A 17450-nucleotide genomic window follows, 5' to 3' on the forward strand; every position below is an offset into this window, starting at 1 on the left:
GTCAGTTCCCTTCGGCCGGCACGAGCTTGCCGCAGACGATCCGCATCGGCCGGCCGGATTCCGTCGCCGCGACGGAGGCGGCCTCCGCGCGGGCCTGGTCGGGCTCGATGGTCTCGGGGGCCGCCGCATCGGCCTCGGCCGGCGTCGCGTCGCGGGTGGCCGGGGGCGGGGTGCCCGGGCCCGAATGCTTGGTATGGCCGGCCTTCTTGAAGGCGGTGGTGTCCTCGGCCTCGTCGTCGGCCGCGGCGCCCCAGCGCAGGGGCTCGTCCTGGACGTAGCGCTTGCCGAGGCGCCACGCCGTCTCGGCCTTGGCGAGCTCGGCGCCGAGATAGAAGGCGTGGGCGCCATCGCTCGCGACGTCGAGATCGGGGAAGAAGGCCATCGCGTCGGTGCCGACCTTGTGGATGCCGCGGTTGTAGACGTGGATGCCATCCTCCGCGACCGCGATCCGGTAGTTCGGGTCGCGCACCTCGGCGGCGAGGCTCGCGATCTCGTCGGGTGTCTGCACGAAGGGGCGCTTGTCGTGAAGTGCCAGAAGGTCCCGGCCGTAGCCCTTGGGCAGGGCGGCATCGGCCTTGGCGGCGTACATCACGCGCCGCGCCGCATCGTGCTCCTCCACGGTGCGGCGGGTGTGGTTGGAGACCTGCACGATCAGGACGTTGCGGATCGCGAGCTCCGAACACATCCCGAGGAGGAGGGCGGTCACGCCGAGGCTGTCGGCCTCGGTCAGCTCCGTCAGGTTGCCGGTGCCCATCATCATCTCGATGCCCGGGTGACGGCGCCGAACCTCGTGATAGCGGGTGATCGAGTCGACGAAGCCGAAATGGATCGGTTCGAGGATCGGGTCGGCCATGTAGGGCCGGCCGGCGCGCTCCATCCGCTCGATCGCCCGGTCGAGGGAGGGCAGGTCGTCCGGACGCATCGGCACGAGGACCGGGACCGCATCGGTCTCGAAGGCGAGGTCGAGGGTCTCCTCGTTGAGGCTGAGAAGGTAGTCGGCACCGGCCTCGGCGCCCCGCCGCAACTCGTCGATCGAGAACGAATCCACGCTGACCCGGAGCCCCGCGCCCTTCAGGAGGCACACGCTCTCCTCGAGATGCGGGAAGTCGGTGTCGGGCAGGCCGCCGAGGTCGATCACGTCGGCACCCCGGCGCGCGAGGTCGAGGCCCTTTTCCAGGATCGCCTCGGCGGTCATCTTCGAGGCGTCGACGATCTCGGAGAAGATGCGCAGGTCGTGGCGGGAGAGGTCGACCTTGCGCCCGGCCAGGCCGAGATAGGCCGGCAGGTCGACGATCTCGTCGGGTCCGCGCTCGACGGGCACGCCGAAATGCCGCATCAGGGCCTCGGGGTTGGCGCGGCAGCGGCCCGGCAGGACGATGCGGGTGGCGCCTTCCGGAATCTCCACGCGGCGTCGGATGATCTCCTCGGTCATCAGGGCCGCGACCTTCACGCCCGCATCCGCGATGCTCCAGGCGAACCGCTCCGGCGGCAGCGTCGCGGCGACCTTCTCGAGGCGCGCCCGCGCGAGGCGGCCGGTGATGAAGACGAGATGTTCGGGAGCGCTCACGCGGCGTCTCTCCCGGCGCTCGGCTCTGCCCCGCGCGGTCCGCGGATGACGATCTCGCCGGGATAGGCCGCTGCGAATGCCGGGAAGGCGGCGTCGACGATCCCGCGCGCGGCGAGGGCGGACCAATCGGCCGAGCGCGGAGACAGGTGCGCCGATGGAACGGACTTGACCAGAATGCAGCGGGCCGCGCCGACCTCGGTCGCGAGCCAGAGGGCCAGCGAATCCGAGGTGACGTCCCAGGTCTCGGCGATTGCGGAGTGGCCCGCCCGCAATGCCACGGGATCCCAGACCGGGACCCGGCCGGCTCCGGCGAGGCGCGAGAGCGCGGCGAGATCGGCGCAGCGGACGAGCCCCGGCTCGACCGCGCAGAACACCTCGGCCATGCGCCCCATCGCGTCGAGGGCGAGGCGGTGTGCGAAGACGTCCTCGAGCGCGAGCGCTGCCTGCGCCGTCCGGACGGCGTCCGCGAAGGGGCCGCCACCCGGAACCAGGATGCAGGGGGCATGTCGGGCTCCCGCGATGTCGGCCAGCATTGCGCGCAGACGCGGCCCGTCGGCCAGCAGGCTGCCGCCGACCTTGATCACGCTGAGGTCGCGCCCGGTCACGCGGCGGTCCGGCGGGCAAGCGCGCGGAGGTCCGCAACCGCCGCCGCGACCCGGGCCGGATCGAGGCGCTCCGTGCGCCGGCCACCGCGACAGAGGCCGCCGCGGAAGCCGAGATATCCGGGTCCCTCGCCCGAGCCGCGACCGGCGAGCACCGGGATATCCTCGATGCCAAGCGATCCTGCGAGCCCCGAGACGAGCCCGCAGGCCCGGCACGCGGCCGTGAAGGCGTCGCGCCGGCCGGCGTCGAGGAGGTCGGGCAGGCGCCGCCCATCCTTGCCCGCCGTGTCGATCATCGCGCCGATGAAGCCCGCGGCCGCGAGGCGCGCGGGATCCTCGGGGCGGAGCGCGTCCTCGGCGAACAGCACGGCGATGAGGCGCTCCGGCGCGGCCCGCGCCGCGGCCGCGAGGGTCTTGGGCTCGGCCCGGAGCGTCGGCGACACCGCGACCTTCACGTAATCCACCCCCGTCGCGGCCATCGCGGCTACGCACCGGGCGAGCGTTTCCGCATCATCCGGCTCCCCCGCCACCGCGCTCGTCGCGGCCCGGCCGCGCACCGCTGCGACGATCGCCCGCACGATCCCGGGCTCCAGGGCCCCGAGGGCGCCGCGCACGGGATCCTTGGCGTCGACGAGGTCGGCCCCGGACGCGGCCGCGATTTCCGCCTCGGCCGCGTCGCGAACGCTGACGAGGAGCCGGGGCAGGGCGGGCACGGAGGGGGTGATCTTGGACACGGGACGCTTCGACGATGAGGAATTTCGGAGGATCAGGAGCGGTTCGGCAGGGGCTCGGCCAGGAGGCGGTTCTTGACGACCCAACGCATGGCGTGGGCCCAGGTGTCGTCGGTGTCGGCCCGGATCACCACCTGCCCGCCGCGCACGATCCTGCCGGTGGCCGCGTCCGCGATCGTGACGTTGAGGTTGAAGATCTGGTTCGAACCTTTCTCCACATAGCCGGTCACGGCGAGGTCCGCACCCAGTGTCTTGGCGATGCCAGCCGCGCAGCCGTCGCACTTGTAGAGAGGCGCCTGCTTGGCGATCTCGGCCGCCTGGGGCGCGACGTCGACGGGCTCGACCGCGCCGTTCGCCTCGAGCGCCTTGCGCAGTTCCTCGGTGACGAGGGCGAGCTTGCGGTTCTCGTCCGGGCGGGCCTTGCGGCCGCCGACGACGCCCGGGTCGAGGAGCTCCACGGCGAAGATCGCAGCCTTCTCGGGCGCGGCCGAGGCCGTGCCGGGCAATGCTGCGGCGAGCAGGGCGAGGGACAGGAGGGCAGGGCGGAGAGGGCCCGCCGTGCGGGGACGTTCTGCCGGGACGTGTCTGGCCATGATTTGCGGGTCTCACGTCGAGAGCGGCGCGAAGCGGAAGCGGGACGCACGGTTGCCGCGACCGGACCCGCCCAGCCTCTAAAACTCGGGCGGAAGCGGGTTTTGGCAACAGCCGGGCCCGCGCGACGGCCCCGGATGCAGGTCCTCGAGCCCTCGGAGCTGGCGAGCGGTCTCGCATCACGGGACGGTGTGCGCAACGTGCAGAGCGCGAGCGGGGACGCGATCCGCTTATTTTTCGCTTATGCTTCCGGCGTTGAGTGGATGCGCGAGATGTTGTTAGCGTGCCGCCCGCATGCACCGCTCCCCCCTCTCCCGACTTCCCGTCCTGGCGCTCGCACTCGCCGGCCTCGTCTCAAACGGACGGCCGGTGGCGGCGCAGGAGCCGGCCGTACCGCCCCCGGCGGCAGCGCCCGCGAGCGAGACACGCATCGGCGTGATCTACCGGCCTCAGCCCGCCCCCGCCTCCTACGACGCCGAGGCGGTGCCGGAGGACGAGGGCGTGGCGGGCGCCCGCATGGCCATTCAGGACAACAACACGACGGGCCGTTTCACCAAGCAGACCTACGCCCTCGACGAAGTCGCGCTCGCCGAGGATGGCCCGCGGGCGGCCGACGCCGCGAAGGGCCTCGTCGAGAAGGGCGTGAAGTACCTCGTCCTGGCGCTGCCGGCCGCCGAGGTCCTGAGTGTTGCCGACGCGGTGAAGGGGCAGGGTGCCGTGGTCTTCAACGCCGCCGCGCCGGACGACGTCCTGCGCGGGCCCGAATGCCGCGGGAACGTGTTCCACGTGGTGCCGAGCCGGGCGATGCAGACCGACGCCCTTGCCCAGTTCCTGACCTTCATGCGCTGGCGCAAGATCTTCCTGATTGTCGGCCCGAACGAGGCCGACAGGCTCTACGCCGAGGCCTGGAAGAACACGGCCCGCAAGTTCGCGCTCAAGATCCAGGCCGAGAAGCCCTGGACCTTCGGGCCCCTGGCCAGGGCGCGCGGCGACACCCCGACCCGCTCCGAAGCGATGGTGTTCACCCGGGGCGTCGATTACGACATGGCGATCGTCGCCGACGAGGCCGGGGATTGGGGCGACTACGTGCCCTTCCGGACCGTCGACCCGCGCCCCGTGGCGGGGACGCAGGGGCTGATCGCCACCACCTGGCACCCGACGCTGGAGACCTGGGGCGCCGCCCAGGCGCAGAACCGCTTCCGGCGCCTCGCCGGCCGCCTGATGCGCCCCCTCGATTACCAGGTCTGGGCCTCGGTCCGGGCGGTGGGCGATGCGGCGACCACGAAGAAGACGAGCGACCCCGCCGTGATCGCACCCTTCCTTGCGGACCCGGCCTTCAGCCTGCCGGCCTACAAGGGCGTCTCCCTGAGCTTCCGCCCCTGGGACCACCAGCTGCGCCAGCCCTTGATCGTGGTGCAGCCGAAGGCCGTGGTGTCGATCGCGCCCGAGCAGGGCTACCTGCACCAGCGCACGCCCCTCGACACCCTGGGGGTCGACCTGCCCGAGACCACCTGCAAGTTCAAATAATCGCGGATAACCGCCGGAACGGGTGTCCTGCGGCAATCACGAACGCTTCCGTTTGGGTGCAAAGTCTCGCAACCGGCCGGGAACGCACTAGAATCGGCGCCAATCGCATCGCCCGCAAGGCGAGCGTCAGGGGAGGTTACCACATGAGCCGCTGCATCAAGGCGGGCCTGAGCGCCGCCGCCATGGCCGCCGCCCTGCTCGCGGCCTCCGGTCCGGTACGGGCCTACACGGTCTACGTCTCGAACGAGAAGGGCAACTCGGTCAGCGTCATCGATGCCGGCACGCTCGCGGTCACGGCGACCTGGAAGGTGGGACGCCGCCCGCGCGGCATCACGGTGAGCCGCGACGGCAAGGAACTCTACGTCTGCGCGAGTGACGACGACCGCATCGACGTCCTCGACACGTCGAGCGGCAAGACCTTGCGCTCGCTGCGCTCCGGACCCGATCCGGAGCAGTTCATCCTCGGGCCGGAGGGCAATCCGCTCTACGTGGCGAACGAGGACGACAGCCAGGTCACCGTCATCGACATCGAGAAGAACAAGGTGCTGGCCGAGGTCCCGGTCGGCGTCGAGCCGGAGGGGATGGGCCTCAGCCCCGACGGCAAGGTGCTGGTCAACACCTCCGAGACCACCAACATGGCCCACTTCATCGACACCAAGACCTTCCAGGTGATCGACAACGTGCTGGTCGACGCGCGGCCGCGCTTCGCCGAGTTCACGTCGGACGGCAAGTTGCTCTGGGTCTCCGCCGAGGTCGGCGGCACCGTCAGCATCATCGATGTCGCGGCCCGCCGGGTCGTCAAGAAGATCTCCTTCAAGATCCCTGGCGTGAACGACGAGGCGATCCAGCCCGTCGGGATCCGCATCACCAAGGACGGCGCCAAGGCCTTCGTGGCCCTCGGCCCGGCCAATCGCATCGCGGTGATCGATGCCAGGAGCTACGAGGTCGAGAAGTACCTGCCCGTCGGCCAGCGCGTCTGGCAGCTGGCCTTCACGCCCGACCAGAAGCTCCTGTTCTCGACGAACGGCACCTCGAACGACGTGTCGGTGGTCGATGTGGAGGCCGGCAAGGTCGTGAAGAGCATCCCGGTGGGATTGCTGCCCTGGGGTGTTGCGGTCTCGCCGCAATGAGAGGGCAGTGCCGGGGCATCACGAGGCCCGGTCAGCCCGGAGCCTGCCAGGCGGCGGGCGGAACAATGCCCGAACGGATCGCGACCGCGACGCGGCGGCGCGGGGAGGAGAAACCCGGAATGACGCGCATGTTTCGGCTGGCGGCCCTGAGCCTCGCGGCCGCCTCGATCGCGGGCGCCGTGGCGGCCGTGCCGGCCTCGGCCCTCGACCTCACGAAGAAGCGGCAGAACCTGCCCGATCTCGTCCTCGGCAACGAGGAGGGCAACGATTTCGTCGTCGAGAACAAGGATATCGAGCTCGAATCCGGCAAGGCCTACCGGCTGCGCATCGTCGCCAAGGGCCGGCAGGAGTACAAGTTCTACGCGCCCGAGTTCTTCCGCTACATCTGGTTCAACCAGATCGTGATCAATCACCTGGAGATCCACGGCGGCGGGCCGCCCGATCACCTTGAGTTCGACGACCCGGGCGAGATCGCCATCGAGTTCGTCGCCATCAAGCCGGGCGCGTACAAGTGGGAAGCCCGCGGCCTCGAGGCCAAGGGCATGACCGGCACGATCACGGTGAAGTAGGAGAGACCCCGATGCGCCTCACCCTCGTCACCCTCGCGGGCCTGCTCCTGGCCGGTCCCGTCCTCGCCGACGACAAGGCGGCCTGCCGGGACGGCATCGCCATGATCAAGGACGCGCTGGCCAAGCCTCCGTCGGAGGCCGCCCTGCCGAAGCTCAAGAAGGCCCTGCGCGTGGCCGAGCGCGAGCAGGGCGAGGGCGAGTACGACGAGTGCCTCGACGCCGTCGGCGACGCCAAGCGGGCGCTGGGCCAGTGACCACCACGCCAGCGAGCGCCGACCCGCGCGCCGCGCCGGCCCTCGACGTGGCCCGTGTGGGCCACCGCTTCGGCGCGCGGGCGGCCCTGTCGGACGTGTCGATCACGGTCGAGCGCGGCCGCTTCATGGCGCTGCTCGGCCCGAACGGTGCGGGCAAGACCACCCTGTTCTCGGTGATCACCCGGCTCTACACGAACCAGGAGGGGCGGGTCTCGATCTTCGGCCACGGGCTCGATCGGGAGCCCTCGCGGGCGCTCGCGCGCCTCGGCGTCGTGTTCCAGGCCCGCACCCTCGATACCGACCTGACGGTGGCGCAGAACCTCCTCTACCACGCGAGCCTGCACGGCATCGCCCGCCAGGCTGCCAAGGCGCGCATCGCCGCGCTCCTCGACCGGGTCGGCCTCGCCGAGCGGCGCGACGACAAGGTGCGCACCCTGTCCGGCGGCCAGTCGCGCCGCATCGAGATCGCCCGCTCGCTCGTTCACGGGCCGAGCCTTCTGCTCCTCGATGAGCCCACCGTCGGCCTCGACCTCGAATCGCGCGCCGACATCGTCGGAATCGTGCGGGCGCTGGTGCGGGAGGAGGGGCTGTCGGTGCTCTGGGCGACCCATATCTTCGAGGAGATCGAGGCGGGCGACGACGCCGTGGTGCTGCACCGGGGCCGCATCGTGGCTCGGGGCCAGGCCGGCACCATCGGGGGCAGCGAGGAAACCCTCGAGGCCGCCTTCCGCCGCCTCGTCGCCGAGCCCAAGGACGGAGCGCGGCAGACCGCATGAAGACCCAGACGACCGGCACACCGGCGATGAACCCACCGATCGAGGGCGCCCCGGCGCGGGCGCAAGGCGCCGTCGCGCATCAGGGCCGCCTCGACGCGGTCGGCTACCTGATCTGCCTCGGCGGCATCGTGCGACGGGAACTGTTGCGCTTCTTCAACCAGAAGGAGCGGTTCTTCTCCGCCCTGGTGCGCCCCCTCGTCTGGCTGTTCATCTTCGCGGCGGGGTTCCGCAACACGCTCGGCGTCTCGATCGAGCCGCCCTACCAGACCTACGTGCTCTACGAGGTCTACGTGGTGCCGGGCCTCGCCGTGATGATCCAGCTCTTCAACGGCATGCAATCCTCGCTCTCGATGGTCTACGACCGCGAGGTCGGCTCCATGAAGGTGCTGCTGACGAGCCCCTATCCGCGCTGGCTGCTGCTGCTGGCCAAGCTGATCGCGGGGGTCACCGTCTCGGTGGTGCAGGCCTATGCCTTCCTGGCCATCGCGTGGTTCTGGGAGACCGACATCCCGACCATCGGTTACCTGGCGGCGCTGCCAGCCTTCGTGGCCGCCGGGCTGATGCTCGGGTCGATCGGGCTGCTCCTGTCCTCGATGGTGCGCCAGCTCGAGAACTTCGCCAGCGTGATGAACTTCGTCATCTTCCCGATGTTCTTCGCCTCCTCGGCTCTCTATCCCCTGTGGCGCATCCGGGAATCCTCCGAGACGCTCTACTGGATCTGCGAGTGCAACCCCTTCACGCACGCGGTCCAGCTCGTGCGCTTCGCCCTCTACGGGCAATTCGAGCCCATCGCCTGCGCGGTCGTCATCGGCACCACGCTCGCCTTCTTCACCCTCGCCGTCATCGCCTACGATCCCGGCCGCGGCATCATGGCCCGGCGCGGCGGTCCCGCCGGAGACAACGCATGAACGCCCGCCCCCTCCTGTGCCTCGCAGCGCTCGCGCTCCTCGCCGGCCCCGCGCTCGCTCAGCCCAAGGCTGACCCGGACTGGCCCTGCGTGCAGCGCAAGGTGCCGAGCCTCAGCGCCGGCACCCTCTGGACGGGGCCGGACATCGAGGCGGCCGGACCCTGGGGCGACGATTTCGACGCGGCGGCCCTGGCCCAGAGGCTCGCCTCGCGCCGCACGGAGCTGGCGGAGGTCGACGGTCTCCTCGACGCCTACGTGGCCAAGCTCCAAGACGCCAAGGATACCGAGAAATCCAAGCACATGACCCGCGTCTTCGCGGGCGTGTTCGAGGTGATCAACGCCGAGCGCGACCGGGTGATGAGCGGCATCGGCCGCTACGCCCGCGGCCAGCGCGTCATGGCCGAGCGCATCCGCGACGAGGCCGACAAGATCAGCCAGACCAAGGATGCGCCGAGTGCCGAGGATGCCCGCGAGCTGCCCAAGGAGCAGTCGGAGCTCGAGACGAAGTTCGCCTGGGACCGCCGCATCTTCCAGGAACGCAGCCAGTCCCTGACCTATGTCTGCGAGGTGCCGCAGCTCCTCGAGCAGCGCCTCGGCGAGATCGCTCGGAAGATCCAGGCGCGGCTCTGAGCCGCGACGCCGCAGCCGATACCGTCCGGGCGCTGCGCCGGCCCTGCGCGCCAAGGCCGCAGACCGGGGCGGGGGCCGTGACCCCTCGCGGCGGAACTCTCGCCCCGGTCATACCTTTGTTCCGCACGTCTGATCCGGGCCGCCGACCCTCGGTGGCCCGCACGGTGTCTGGGAGAAACGCTTGATGCGGATGTCTTACGTGCTGCAGGCCGCCCTGATCGCTCTCGCCACGGCGGGGCCGGCCCTGGCGACCCCTTGCGCCGACGAGATCACGACCCTCGAGCGGCGCCTCGACAGCGCCGGCGCCGAGAAGGTCACGGGCAAGGAGCCGCAGGGCGGTCCCACGTCTTCGAACTCCGACAAGGCCCTGGCGCAGCCGCCCGGCGGCAAGCCGAGCGACCCGGGCGTGACCTCGACCGCGGGCGGCGTGACGGAGGCCAAGGGCCTCGTCCAGAAGGCCAGGGCCGAGGACAAGGCCGGCAACGCCGATGCCTGCCGCGACACGATCATGAGGGCGAAGGAGAAGGCCGGCGCCCTGCCCTAGGCCCGTCGGAGGCGGATGCGGACAAGAGGCCGTCTCCAGGTCGGGAGGCGGCCTCCTTCCTGTGCGGGCCGGTCGCCCGGCTAGTAGGCGTTCTCGGTCTTGAACAGCGCGAAGGGCGTGGTGAACAGGATCTTGAGGTCGAGCAGCACGGACCAGTTCTCAATGTAGTAGAGGTCGTGCTCGACGCGCCGCTGCAGCTTCTCGCTCGTGTCGGTCTCGCCGCGCCAGCCGTTCACCTGCGCCCAGCCGGTGATGCCGGGCTTGACCTTGTGCCGGGCGAAGTAGCCATCGACGACCTGATCGTAGAGGGTGTTGGCGGCCTTCGCCTGAAGCGCGTGCGGGCGGGGCCCGACGAGGGAGAGATTGCCCCGGACGACGTTGAAGAGCTGGGGCAGCTCGTCGAGGGAGGTCTTGCGGATGAAGCGGCCGACCGGCGTCACCCGCGGATCGCTGCGGGTCACCTGCCGGGCCGCGCCGAGGTCGCACTGATCCACGTACATCGAGCGGAACTTGTAGACCTCGATCAGCTCGTTGTTGAAGCCGTGCCGCTTCTGCCGGAACAGCACCGGCCCCGGCGAGGTGAACCGCACCGCGAGGGCCACCGCCAGCATGACGGGGGACAGGGCGACCAGGAGACTGAGCCCGACGATCCGGTCGAACACGGCCTTCACCACCACGTCCCAATCGGCGATCGGCTTGTCGAACACGTCGAGGACCGGGACGGCGCCGAGATACGAGTAGGCGCGCGGGCGCAGCCGGAGCTTCGTGGCGTGCGCCGAGAGCCGGATGTCGATCGGCAGCACCCAGAGCTTGGCGAGCATCTGCAGGATGCGCGCCTCCGCCGAGATCGGGATCGTGAAGATGATCAGGTCGAGACGCGTGTGCCGGGCATAGGCGACGAGGTCGCTGACGTTGCCGAGCTTCGGATAGCCCGCCACCACGTCGGTCGAGCGGTCGTCGTTGCGGTCGTCGAACACGCCGACGATGCGGATGCCCGTCTCGCCCTGGGCCTCCAGAGCGCGGATCAGCTCCTCCGCCGCCGGCCCACCGCCGACCACCGCGGTGCGCCGGTCGAAGCGGCCCTTGCGCATCTCGGCACCGATCACCTGGGCGAGGACGAGACGCCCCATCAGGAGAAGGCCGAGGCCGCTCGCGAAGAAGGTCGCGAGCCACAGGCGCGAATAATGGTCGGCGACCTTGGCGAGCACCATCGCGGTCGCGACCAGCAGAAAGGCAAGGCTCCAGCCCGCCGCGATCTTGGCGGCGGATTTGACGAAGCTGCGGAACGCGGCGATCCGGTAGGTGCCGCTCACCTGATACAGCATGACCGCGATCACCCCGATCGCCAGGATCGCGCCGATGTAGGGTAGGCCGAGCCGCACGACGCCCCGCAGCATCAGCTGGTGCAGGACTAGGCCGAGGCCGACCACGAGGGCAAACTCGGCCGCGCGGATGCAGCCGGCGAGCACGACGGGGGAGATCAGCGGTCCCGGCAGGGGCGGTGCGAGCGCTTCGGCCGGCGGCATCGCGGCGCCGGCTCGCTCGACGGTCACAACTCCGGGTTGCTCAGCCGCCTTCAGAAGATCGCGGACGTCAAACGCACTCATGGAAAACGGTCCCGATGCCGGCCCGCCGCGCACCGCGCGACGATCAACGAACAGTGGCAGGTCGTTCTCTCGGAATGTTTAAGAGCGCACCGGGCCGGGCTGACGCGTTTTCGGACGGGGATCGGTGCGGGAAAGCGGGAAGTCAGACGGATTCCGCTATTCCGGCTCGGGCGGGCTCGAGGCGCGCCTGCGCAACCTGCGGCAGTGCCCGCAGGGCGGCGGCGTAGCCCGAGAGGACGTCGCTCCCCATCCGGTGCATGGAGAAGCGCTGCTTCACCGAGGCGCTGAGGGCGGTGAAGCGCGCACGGCAGATCTCCGGATCCTCGTCGAGCACCCGCGCGATCGCGCTCGTCAGGGCCTGCGGATCGCTGGGTCTCACGAGCTCCGAGGCGGCCGTGCCGAAGATCTCCGGGATCCCGCCGACATTGGTGGCCACGAGCGGCTGCGCGGCGGCGGCGGCCTCGAGGACGACGTAGGGCAGGGATTCGGCGAGCGAGGGCACGACCATGATCCGGCCGCGGGCGAGGACGGGGCGGATCGCCTGGGCCGGCTCGAAGGCCACCGCCTCGCTCAGGCCGAGGGCCGCAGCCTTGGCCTTCAGGATCTCGGCATCCGGGCCGGACCCGACCATCAGGAGCCGGACCGGTCGGCCCGCGGCGCGCAGGCGCGCGAGGGCGTCGAGGAGGAAGGGCAGGCCCTTGGCCTCCCGCAGCTCGCCGACATAGAGGAGGTCGAAGGGATCGGCCGCCCGGGCCAGGGGCTCGAACTCGGCCTCGCTGATGCCGTTATGGACGATGCGCCGGAGGCCGCCGGTGGACCCGACATAGCTCCGGTGGCGGCCGGCCACGTACTCGCTCTCGAACAGGAACACGTCGGTGCGGCGGGCGAGCAGCCCCTCGATGCCCATGTAGAGCCGATGCAGCATCGTGCCGGGCCGGTAATTGTAGCTGCCGCCGTGGGGGGTGTAGGCGCGGATCACGCGAGCCCCGTAGACGGGGGCGAGCCGCGCATAGACGCCGCCCTTGGCGCCGTGCCCGTGCAGGATGGTGGCCCCGACGGCCTCGGCCCGGCGGGCGACGGCGCGCAGGGCCGCGAGGTCGGAGAGGTGCGGGTTACGCCGCATCGGCAGGCGGGTGACGCCGAGGCGCAGGCTCGGTGCGAGGTCGGCCAGCGCCTGCTCGGCGCGCTCACCCCCGGTATTCGAGTCGCAGACGATCCCGACAGGGTGCCCCGCCGCAGCCTGGAGCCGCGCGAGGTCGGCGACGTGCCGGAACAATCCCCCGACCGGCGCACGGAACACGTGGAGGATGCGGTTCGGCGTGCTGGTCTCGGCGGGGTTGGAAGATGGGGCGACCACGGGAAGCGTCTCCAGGCGGCGTTCGGCCGGTCTGGAGGCTAGGACCCGGATCGTGGGCGAGGGGTTAAGGCGCGGCGCTCACAGGCGGAATTGCGCGCACCGGCCCCGGCATTCTGGCCGGAGGGTTAGGGTGGACCTAACGGATCGCGCGCAAGTCGATCGGTCTCAGAAGAACCGCTCCTTGACCATGATCGTATCGCCCGGGCGCACCGGGTAGGTCATCGGCACGATGCCGGAAACGAGACCGCCGGTTCCCTCGCGGGTCAGGACCGCGTAGTCGCGGGCGGCGCGCGGGCCGAAGCCCGCCGCGATCGCCACCGCGGTCTCCACCGTCATGCCGTTGACGTAAGGGTACTGGCCCGAGGTCGTCACTTCGCCGAGGATGTAGAAGGGACGGTAGGCGTCGACCTCGACGGTGACGTGCGGCTCGCGCACGAACCCCGAGGCGAGCTTGGCCTCGATGGTGCGGGCGGCCGCCGCGGTGGTCTGGCCGCCGATCGCCACCGTGCCGATCAGCGGCATGGCGATGCGTCCGGCGCCGTCGACCGCGTAGATGTTCGAGAGGTTGTCCTGGCCGAACACGATGACCCGGAGCCGGTCGCCCGCCGAGAGGGTGTACCGCGCACCGATCGAGCCGGTCCCGGTCGCGTCGAGCTGCTCGGTCCGGAAATCCGGGCGCAGGCAGCCGCCGAGCGCCAGACTCGTTGTGAGAGCGAGAAGAAGTCCGCGCCGGTTCATCACCACTGCCGCTGTGTAGGGCCTGAGATGGCTCCGTTTACGGCCGATATGGTTAAGGAAAGCTGACGTCCCGAAAGGGCTCGACGGACAGGACGCGGATCTTAACGGTCAGGCAATCTTAACAGGCTTTTATCGTGAACGATTCAGCTCCCGAGCTGCGGATCGACTTGCCTTGCGTGAAGATCGTGCCATGCCCCGCGCTACCTCCGCCCGTCTTCAGCCCGCCGCGCCGCAGCAGGAGGGCTTGGCCCTCGCTCAGGTGACGGGCCTGCTCAGGCGCTCCTGGGCCTGGATCGCCGTTCCGACCCTCGTCGTCGGCATCGCGGCGGTGGCCTTCGTGCAGGTGGTGCCTCCCCGCTTCACCGGCGAAGCCAAGATCCTGCTGGAGAGCCGCGACACCGCCTTCACCCGCACCGCGCAGGAGCGCGGCGAGCAGCCCGCCCCGATCGACGAGCAGGCGGTGGCGAGCCAGGTCCAGGTCGTGATGTCCCGCGATCTCGCCCGGGAGGCGATCCGGCGGCTCAAGCTCGTCGGCAACCCGGAATTCGACCCCGCCGTCGACGGCGTCGGCCCGATCCAGCGCACCCTGATGCTGATCGGGCTGGCCAAGAACCCGCTGGAGCGTCCGCCCGAGGATCGCGTCCTCGACACCTATTTCGACCGGCTCCTCGTCTTCCCGGCCGGCAAGTCGCGCATCCTCACGATCGAGTTCCGCTCGAAGGACCCGGTCCTCGCAGCCCAGGCCGCCAACACCATCGCGGAACTCTACATCGCCTCGCTCGAGGCCGCGAAGGTCGACACGGCCCGCTACGCCTCGACCTGGCTCGGCGGCAACATCGAGGCCCTGCGCAGCCGTGTGTCCGAGGCCGAGGCCAAGGTCGAGGCCTTCCGCGCCAGGAACGGCCTGATCGCCTCCGGCGGCAGCGCCGGCCAGCCCCTGAACGGCCAGCAGCTCAGCGAATTGTCGAGCCAGCTCTCCCAGGCCCGCACCGTGAAGGCGGACCTCGCCGGCCGGGTGAAGCTGATCAAGGAGATGATCAAGGACGGGCGCGCCTTCGAGATCCCGGACGTCGCCAACAACGAGCTGATCCGGCGCGTCGTCGAGAGCCGCATCACCCTGCGGGGGCAGCTCGCCCTGGAATCCCGCACGCTGCTGCCGGCCCACCCGCGCATCAAGGAACTCAGCGCGCAGGTCACCGACCTCGACCAGCAGATCAAGGCCGCCGCCGAGCGCGTGGTGCGCACCCTCGAGAACGACGCCAAGATCGCGGGCGCCCGCGTCGATAGCCTGCAGGCCACCGTCGACGGCCAGCGCGACGTCGTCGCCAAGGGCAACACCAGCGAGGTGCAGCTGCGCGCCCTCGAGCGCGAGGCCAAGGCCCAGCGCGAGCAGTTGGAATCCTACCTCTCCCGCTACCGCGAGGCCGCCGCCCGCGACGCCGAGAGCGCGACGCCCGCCGATGCCCGCATCGTCTCGCGGGCAGTGACGCCCGAGACGCCCTCCTTCCCCAAGAAGCTGCCGATCATCGGCTTCGCCTCGCTGCTGGCCTTCCTGTTCGCGGCCGGCGCCGTGATCGCGCGGCATCTCCTGGCGAGCCCGGCCGGCGGGGCCTCGGCGGCCGGACAGGACAGGACCGGGGAGGCGGCACCCGAGGCCGCCGCCCGCGCCGAGCCTACGCCGTTCAGCTTCCCGGAAGCCGCGCCGCCGTCCTCCTGGCCGGTCGTTCCGGGTCTGGCCGCCTTCGAGCAGGGTTACCGGGGGGAGGCCGTCGCCAAGCGGACGGTCCCTGCGCCGGCGCCGAAGCCGGATCTCAAGCCCAAGCCGGATCTCAAGCGCACGCCGGTGGACGCGCCGGCCACGGAGGCCGCGCCCTTCGATCTCGATCCGCTCATCGCCCGCCTGCGCGACGCGCCGGCGATCGCCGGTGGACGCGGCGTCCTCGTGGTCGAGACCGGCACGAGCCGGCAGAACGGCCCCGGTCCCGCGCGGAACCGTGGAGCAAGCCTCGCCGAGAGCCTCGCCGAGGCGCTCTCGCCCGGGTCCCGCGCGCTCATCGTCGATCTCAACGGGCCGGCCTCCGGCCCCGACGCTCCGGGCCTGACCGATCTCGTCGCCGGCGATGCGGCCTTCCTCGACGTGATCCAGTCGATGCCGGGCTCCCGCCTGCATCGGATCGCGCGCGGCTTCGTCGAGACGGAGGTCCTTCTCGAGGAGCCCCAGGCGCTGGCGATTTCCCTCGACGCGATGGCCGAAGCCTACGATTGGGTGGTCTGTCGCCTGCGGTTCCGGGCAGGCCAAGGCGCGCGCGCGCTCCTGGCGGCGGTCGCCGCCCGCATGGACGGCGTCGTGATCGCCTCGAATGCCGAGGCCGACGATCCGGACCTCGTCGCCCTCTACGGGCTCGCCGAGGATGCGGGGGCCGGTCAGGTGCTGGTGGCGCAGGACCACGTCGTGCAGGAGCAGGTCGACGAGCGCCCGGACCGGCAGAGCCTCGACGCGGCGGACATGCCGCTGCGCCTCTCGGCCGCCTGAGGCGCAGCCCCGGCGAGGAGCAACCGGGGCCGGCGCAGTGCCGGCCCTTCGCCTGTGGAGCCTCAGCCGGCCCGCAGGCGGCGGGCCTTCAGGACGAGGGCCCACAGGCGCGGATCGCGCTTGATCCGCATCTTCAGGCGGTTGAGCCCGCGCGCGGCGAGGCCCTGGATGTGCCCGCGCATCGTCACCGGGATCGTCACGGTGACGAGCTCGATGGTCTCGTCGCAGATGCTCGCCTTGTAGCGCGCCTCGCCGACCCCGAGATCGAAGCTGCGCCGCCCGCGCGCCGTCTGATCGCGCACGAGATGATGGAGCAGCAGGTCGCCGGGGCTCGAACGAGCGATCTCCGGATCCGCGTCGAAGGCCGTCATCATGCCGCTGAAGCGCTCCGCGTTCACGGCGCCGCCGAAGGTGGCGAGCACGCGTCCGCTGTCGCGGGCGACGAGGGCGTGGATCTCGACCGCCGGTTGGCCCGCCTGGCCATCCGGCTGGGCCGCCCGCTTCAGGAAGCGGCGGATCGGCGCCTCCGCGTAGGGATCGCGGATCCCGAGGCCCGCGAAGCGAGCGGATTTCTGGGCGTAGAAGGCCGAGAGAAAGGTCGAGAGCTCGTACTCCGAGGCTGCGCAGCGATACTCCAGCGGGCCGACCGTCTCGACGAGGCGCTTCTCCTTCGAGCGCAGCTTCTTCCGGGCATCCGCGCTGAAGACGCGGCGCATCGTCGCCTCGGGATCGGGACCGAGCGTGAGCCCGTAGCCGTCGCTCGGCGCGGCCGTGCCGCCGAGGCCGAGCGGATTGTCCGTCCCGTCCCAGGTCCGGGGCTGGTGAGCCAGGACGTAGACGTCGATTCCAGCCTCGCGGCCGACCTCGACGAGGAGCGCCCGCAGGTCCTCCGCGCGGATCGCCGCGGCGTCCCGAGTGGCGAACAGGGGCAGATGGTAGTTGGCGTGGTCCCCGCCCACGACGCGAGCGACGCGCGCGCCGCGCTCGCGCGTCACCGTCAGGGGCAGGAGGAGCCGCGGGCGGCCGCCTTCCTCCCGCAGGACGATCACCCGCAGCGTGCCCTCGGAGGCGTCTGCCGCCAGGAAGGGCGCGACCCAGTCGAAGCGTTGGTAGGGCGTGCCGAGGCGGTCCGGCCCCGCCTCGATGCTGCGCCAGAGGGCTTCGACGGCGGCGAGGTCGGTCCAGACCTCCGCCGTCAGACCGCCATGCATCCGTTCCTTGGCCATGCGGGTTCCCCCCACAGCATGGACGAGAACTGTCATTTCCGTCGTCCCCTCAACATGTGCCGAAGGAATAGGGCCTCGGGCCCTTAACCGCCGTGTACGGCCCGGAACGATCTCGGGGCGTGGGTAACGAAACCTTGTCGGTTGCGGCCGTAAGGCTCGGC

General features: G+C 70.9%; 17 protein-coding genes. 9 read left to right on the plus strand and 8 right to left on the minus strand.

The genetic code is table 11. The annotated features are described in order from the left end of the window. Position 1: 1 nt before the first annotated feature. The 4 genes from F6X51_RS17850 to F6X51_RS17865 are packed head-to-tail and all read right to left on the minus strand — an operon-like array spanning position 2 to position 3493. Entirely contained in the window at positions 2-1567 is a 1566-nt protein-coding gene (locus F6X51_RS17850; RefSeq protein WP_150965021.1) for a DUF6513 domain-containing protein, read from the minus strand. Continuing rightward, the gene (locus F6X51_RS17855) at positions 1564-2172 is read right to left on the minus strand and encodes an amino acid kinase family protein (RefSeq protein WP_150965022.1); all 609 of its coding nucleotides are present in this window, start codon (positions 2170-2172) and stop codon (positions 1564-1566) included. Before F6X51_RS17855 ends, F6X51_RS17850 begins: the two co-directional genes overlap by 4 nt. Next, positions 2169-2903 carry a (5-formylfuran-3-yl)methyl phosphate synthase gene (locus F6X51_RS17860; protein WP_407658609.1) on the minus strand — a complete coding sequence of 245 codons (735 nt, stop codon included), beginning with the start codon at positions 2901-2903 and terminating at the stop codon, positions 2169-2171. The genes F6X51_RS17855 and F6X51_RS17860 overlap by 4 nt, the downstream gene beginning before the upstream one ends. 32 nt (positions 2904-2935) lie before the next feature. Further along, positions 2936-3493: a DUF3280 domain-containing protein gene (locus tag F6X51_RS17865; protein WP_150965023.1), complete on the minus strand. Its 558-nt coding sequence runs from the start codon at positions 3491-3493 to the stop codon at positions 2936-2938. A 292-nt stretch (positions 3494-3785) separates the two neighbouring features. On the opposite strand from F6X51_RS17865, the gene F6X51_RS17870 reads away from it, so the two are divergent. From F6X51_RS17870 to F6X51_RS17905, 8 genes are all read left to right on the plus strand, one after another. Beyond that, complete coding sequence (locus tag F6X51_RS17870; protein ID WP_150965024.1) at positions 3786-5018, plus strand: ABC transporter substrate-binding protein; 1233 nt, start codon at positions 3786-3788, stop codon at positions 5016-5018. Between the two features lie 143 nt (positions 5019-5161). Next, positions 5162-6148: a YVTN family beta-propeller repeat protein gene (locus F6X51_RS17875; RefSeq protein WP_150965025.1), complete on the plus strand. Its 987-nt coding sequence runs from the start codon at positions 5162-5164 to the stop codon at positions 6146-6148. A 119-nt stretch (positions 6149-6267) separates the two neighbouring features. Further along, a complete protein-coding gene (locus F6X51_RS17880; RefSeq protein ID WP_150965026.1) occupies positions 6268-6717 on the plus strand; it encodes a cupredoxin domain-containing protein in 450 nt (149 codons plus the stop codon). Between the two features lie 11 nt (positions 6718-6728). Next, the gene (locus F6X51_RS17885) at positions 6729-6971 is read left to right on the plus strand and encodes a hypothetical protein (protein ID WP_150965027.1); all 243 of its coding nucleotides are present in this window, start codon (positions 6729-6731) and stop codon (positions 6969-6971) included. Then, complete coding sequence (locus F6X51_RS17890; protein ID WP_150965028.1) at positions 6968-7747, plus strand: ABC transporter ATP-binding protein; 780 nt, start codon at positions 6968-6970, stop codon at positions 7745-7747. Before F6X51_RS17885 ends, F6X51_RS17890 begins: the two co-directional genes overlap by 4 nt. A gap of 26 nt (positions 7748-7773) precedes the next feature. Then, positions 7774-8655: an ABC transporter permease gene (locus tag F6X51_RS17895; RefSeq protein WP_150965068.1), complete on the plus strand. Its 882-nt coding sequence runs from the start codon at positions 7774-7776 to the stop codon at positions 8653-8655. Further along, positions 8652-9284, plus strand: coding sequence for a hypothetical protein (locus F6X51_RS17900; protein ID WP_150965029.1), 633 nt, complete (start codon positions 8652-8654; stop codon positions 9282-9284). The genes F6X51_RS17895 and F6X51_RS17900 overlap by 4 nt, the downstream gene beginning before the upstream one ends. 184 nt (positions 9285-9468) lie before the next feature. Beyond that, the gene (locus F6X51_RS17905) at positions 9469-9828 is read left to right on the plus strand and encodes a hypothetical protein (protein ID WP_150965030.1); all 360 of its coding nucleotides are present in this window, start codon (positions 9469-9471) and stop codon (positions 9826-9828) included. 80 nt (positions 9829-9908) lie between these two features. On the opposite strand, the gene F6X51_RS17910 is transcribed toward F6X51_RS17905, so the two are convergent. The 3 genes from F6X51_RS17910 to F6X51_RS17920 all read right to left on the minus strand — a co-directional run bounded on the left by F6X51_RS17910 (position 9909) and on the right by F6X51_RS17920 (position 13530). Continuing rightward, positions 9909-11435, minus strand: coding sequence for an undecaprenyl-phosphate glucose phosphotransferase (locus tag F6X51_RS17910; protein WP_150965031.1), 1527 nt, complete (start codon positions 11433-11435; stop codon positions 9909-9911). 142 nt (positions 11436-11577) lie between these two features. After that, positions 11578-12792: a glycosyltransferase family 4 protein gene (locus F6X51_RS17915; RefSeq protein ID WP_246696870.1), complete on the minus strand. Its 1215-nt coding sequence runs from the start codon at positions 12790-12792 to the stop codon at positions 11578-11580. A gap of 165 nt (positions 12793-12957) precedes the next feature. Beyond that, positions 12958-13530 (minus strand): polysaccharide biosynthesis/export family protein, encoded by a 573-nt coding sequence (locus tag F6X51_RS17920; protein WP_150965033.1) that lies wholly within the window; start codon positions 13528-13530, stop codon positions 12958-12960. A gap of 190 nt (positions 13531-13720) precedes the next feature. Here F6X51_RS17920 and F6X51_RS17925 point away from each other — a divergent pair, with 190 nt between their 5' ends. Continuing rightward, entirely contained in the window at positions 13721-16063 is a 2343-nt protein-coding gene (locus F6X51_RS17925) for a GumC family protein (protein WP_150965034.1), read from the plus strand. A gap of 62 nt (positions 16064-16125) precedes the next feature. On the opposite strand, the gene F6X51_RS17930 is transcribed toward F6X51_RS17925, so the two are convergent. After that, a complete protein-coding gene (locus tag F6X51_RS17930; RefSeq protein ID WP_150965035.1) occupies positions 16126-17325 on the minus strand; it encodes a GNAT family N-acetyltransferase in 1200 nt (399 codons plus the stop codon). Between the last annotated feature and the right edge of the window lie 125 nt (positions 17326-17450).

The sequence above is a fragment of the Methylobacterium planeticum genome, assembly GCF_008806345.1.
In the GTDB taxonomy this organism is placed as follows: domain Bacteria; phylum Pseudomonadota; class Alphaproteobacteria; order Rhizobiales; family Beijerinckiaceae; genus Methylobacterium; species Methylobacterium planeticum.

Coding starts and splice junctions, on each gene's coding strand:
- F6X51_RS17865 (WP_150965023.1), bottom strand. CDS start 3,493: ATGGCCAGACACGTCCCGGCAGAACGTCCCCGCACGGCGGGCCCTCTC.
- F6X51_RS17870 (WP_150965024.1), top strand. CDS start 3,786: ATGCACCGCTCCCCCCTCTCCCGACTTCCCGTCCTGGCGCTCGCACTC.
- F6X51_RS17875 (WP_150965025.1), top strand. CDS start 5,162: ATGAGCCGCTGCATCAAGGCGGGCCTGAGCGCCGCCGCCATGGCCGCC.
- F6X51_RS17880 (WP_150965026.1), top strand. CDS start 6,268: ATGACGCGCATGTTTCGGCTGGCGGCCCTGAGCCTCGCGGCCGCCTCG.
- F6X51_RS17885 (WP_150965027.1), top strand. CDS start 6,729: ATGCGCCTCACCCTCGTCACCCTCGCGGGCCTGCTCCTGGCCGGTCCC.
- F6X51_RS17895 (WP_150965068.1), top strand. CDS start 7,774: ATGAACCCACCGATCGAGGGCGCCCCGGCGCGGGCGCAAGGCGCCGTC.
- F6X51_RS17900 (WP_150965029.1), top strand. CDS start 8,652: ATGAACGCCCGCCCCCTCCTGTGCCTCGCAGCGCTCGCGCTCCTCGCC.
- F6X51_RS17905 (WP_150965030.1), top strand. CDS start 9,469: ATGCGGATGTCTTACGTGCTGCAGGCCGCCCTGATCGCTCTCGCCACG.
- F6X51_RS17910 (WP_150965031.1), bottom strand. CDS start 11,435: ATGAGTGCGTTTGACGTCCGCGATCTTCTGAAGGCGGCTGAGCAACCC.
- F6X51_RS17920 (WP_150965033.1), bottom strand. CDS start 13,530: ATGAACCGGCGCGGACTTCTTCTCGCTCTCACAACGAGTCTGGCGCTC.
- F6X51_RS17925 (WP_150965034.1), top strand. CDS start 13,721: ATGCCCCGCGCTACCTCCGCCCGTCTTCAGCCCGCCGCGCCGCAGCAG.
- F6X51_RS17930 (WP_150965035.1), bottom strand. CDS start 17,325: ATGACAGTTCTCGTCCATGCTGTGGGGGGAACCCGCATGGCCAAGGAA.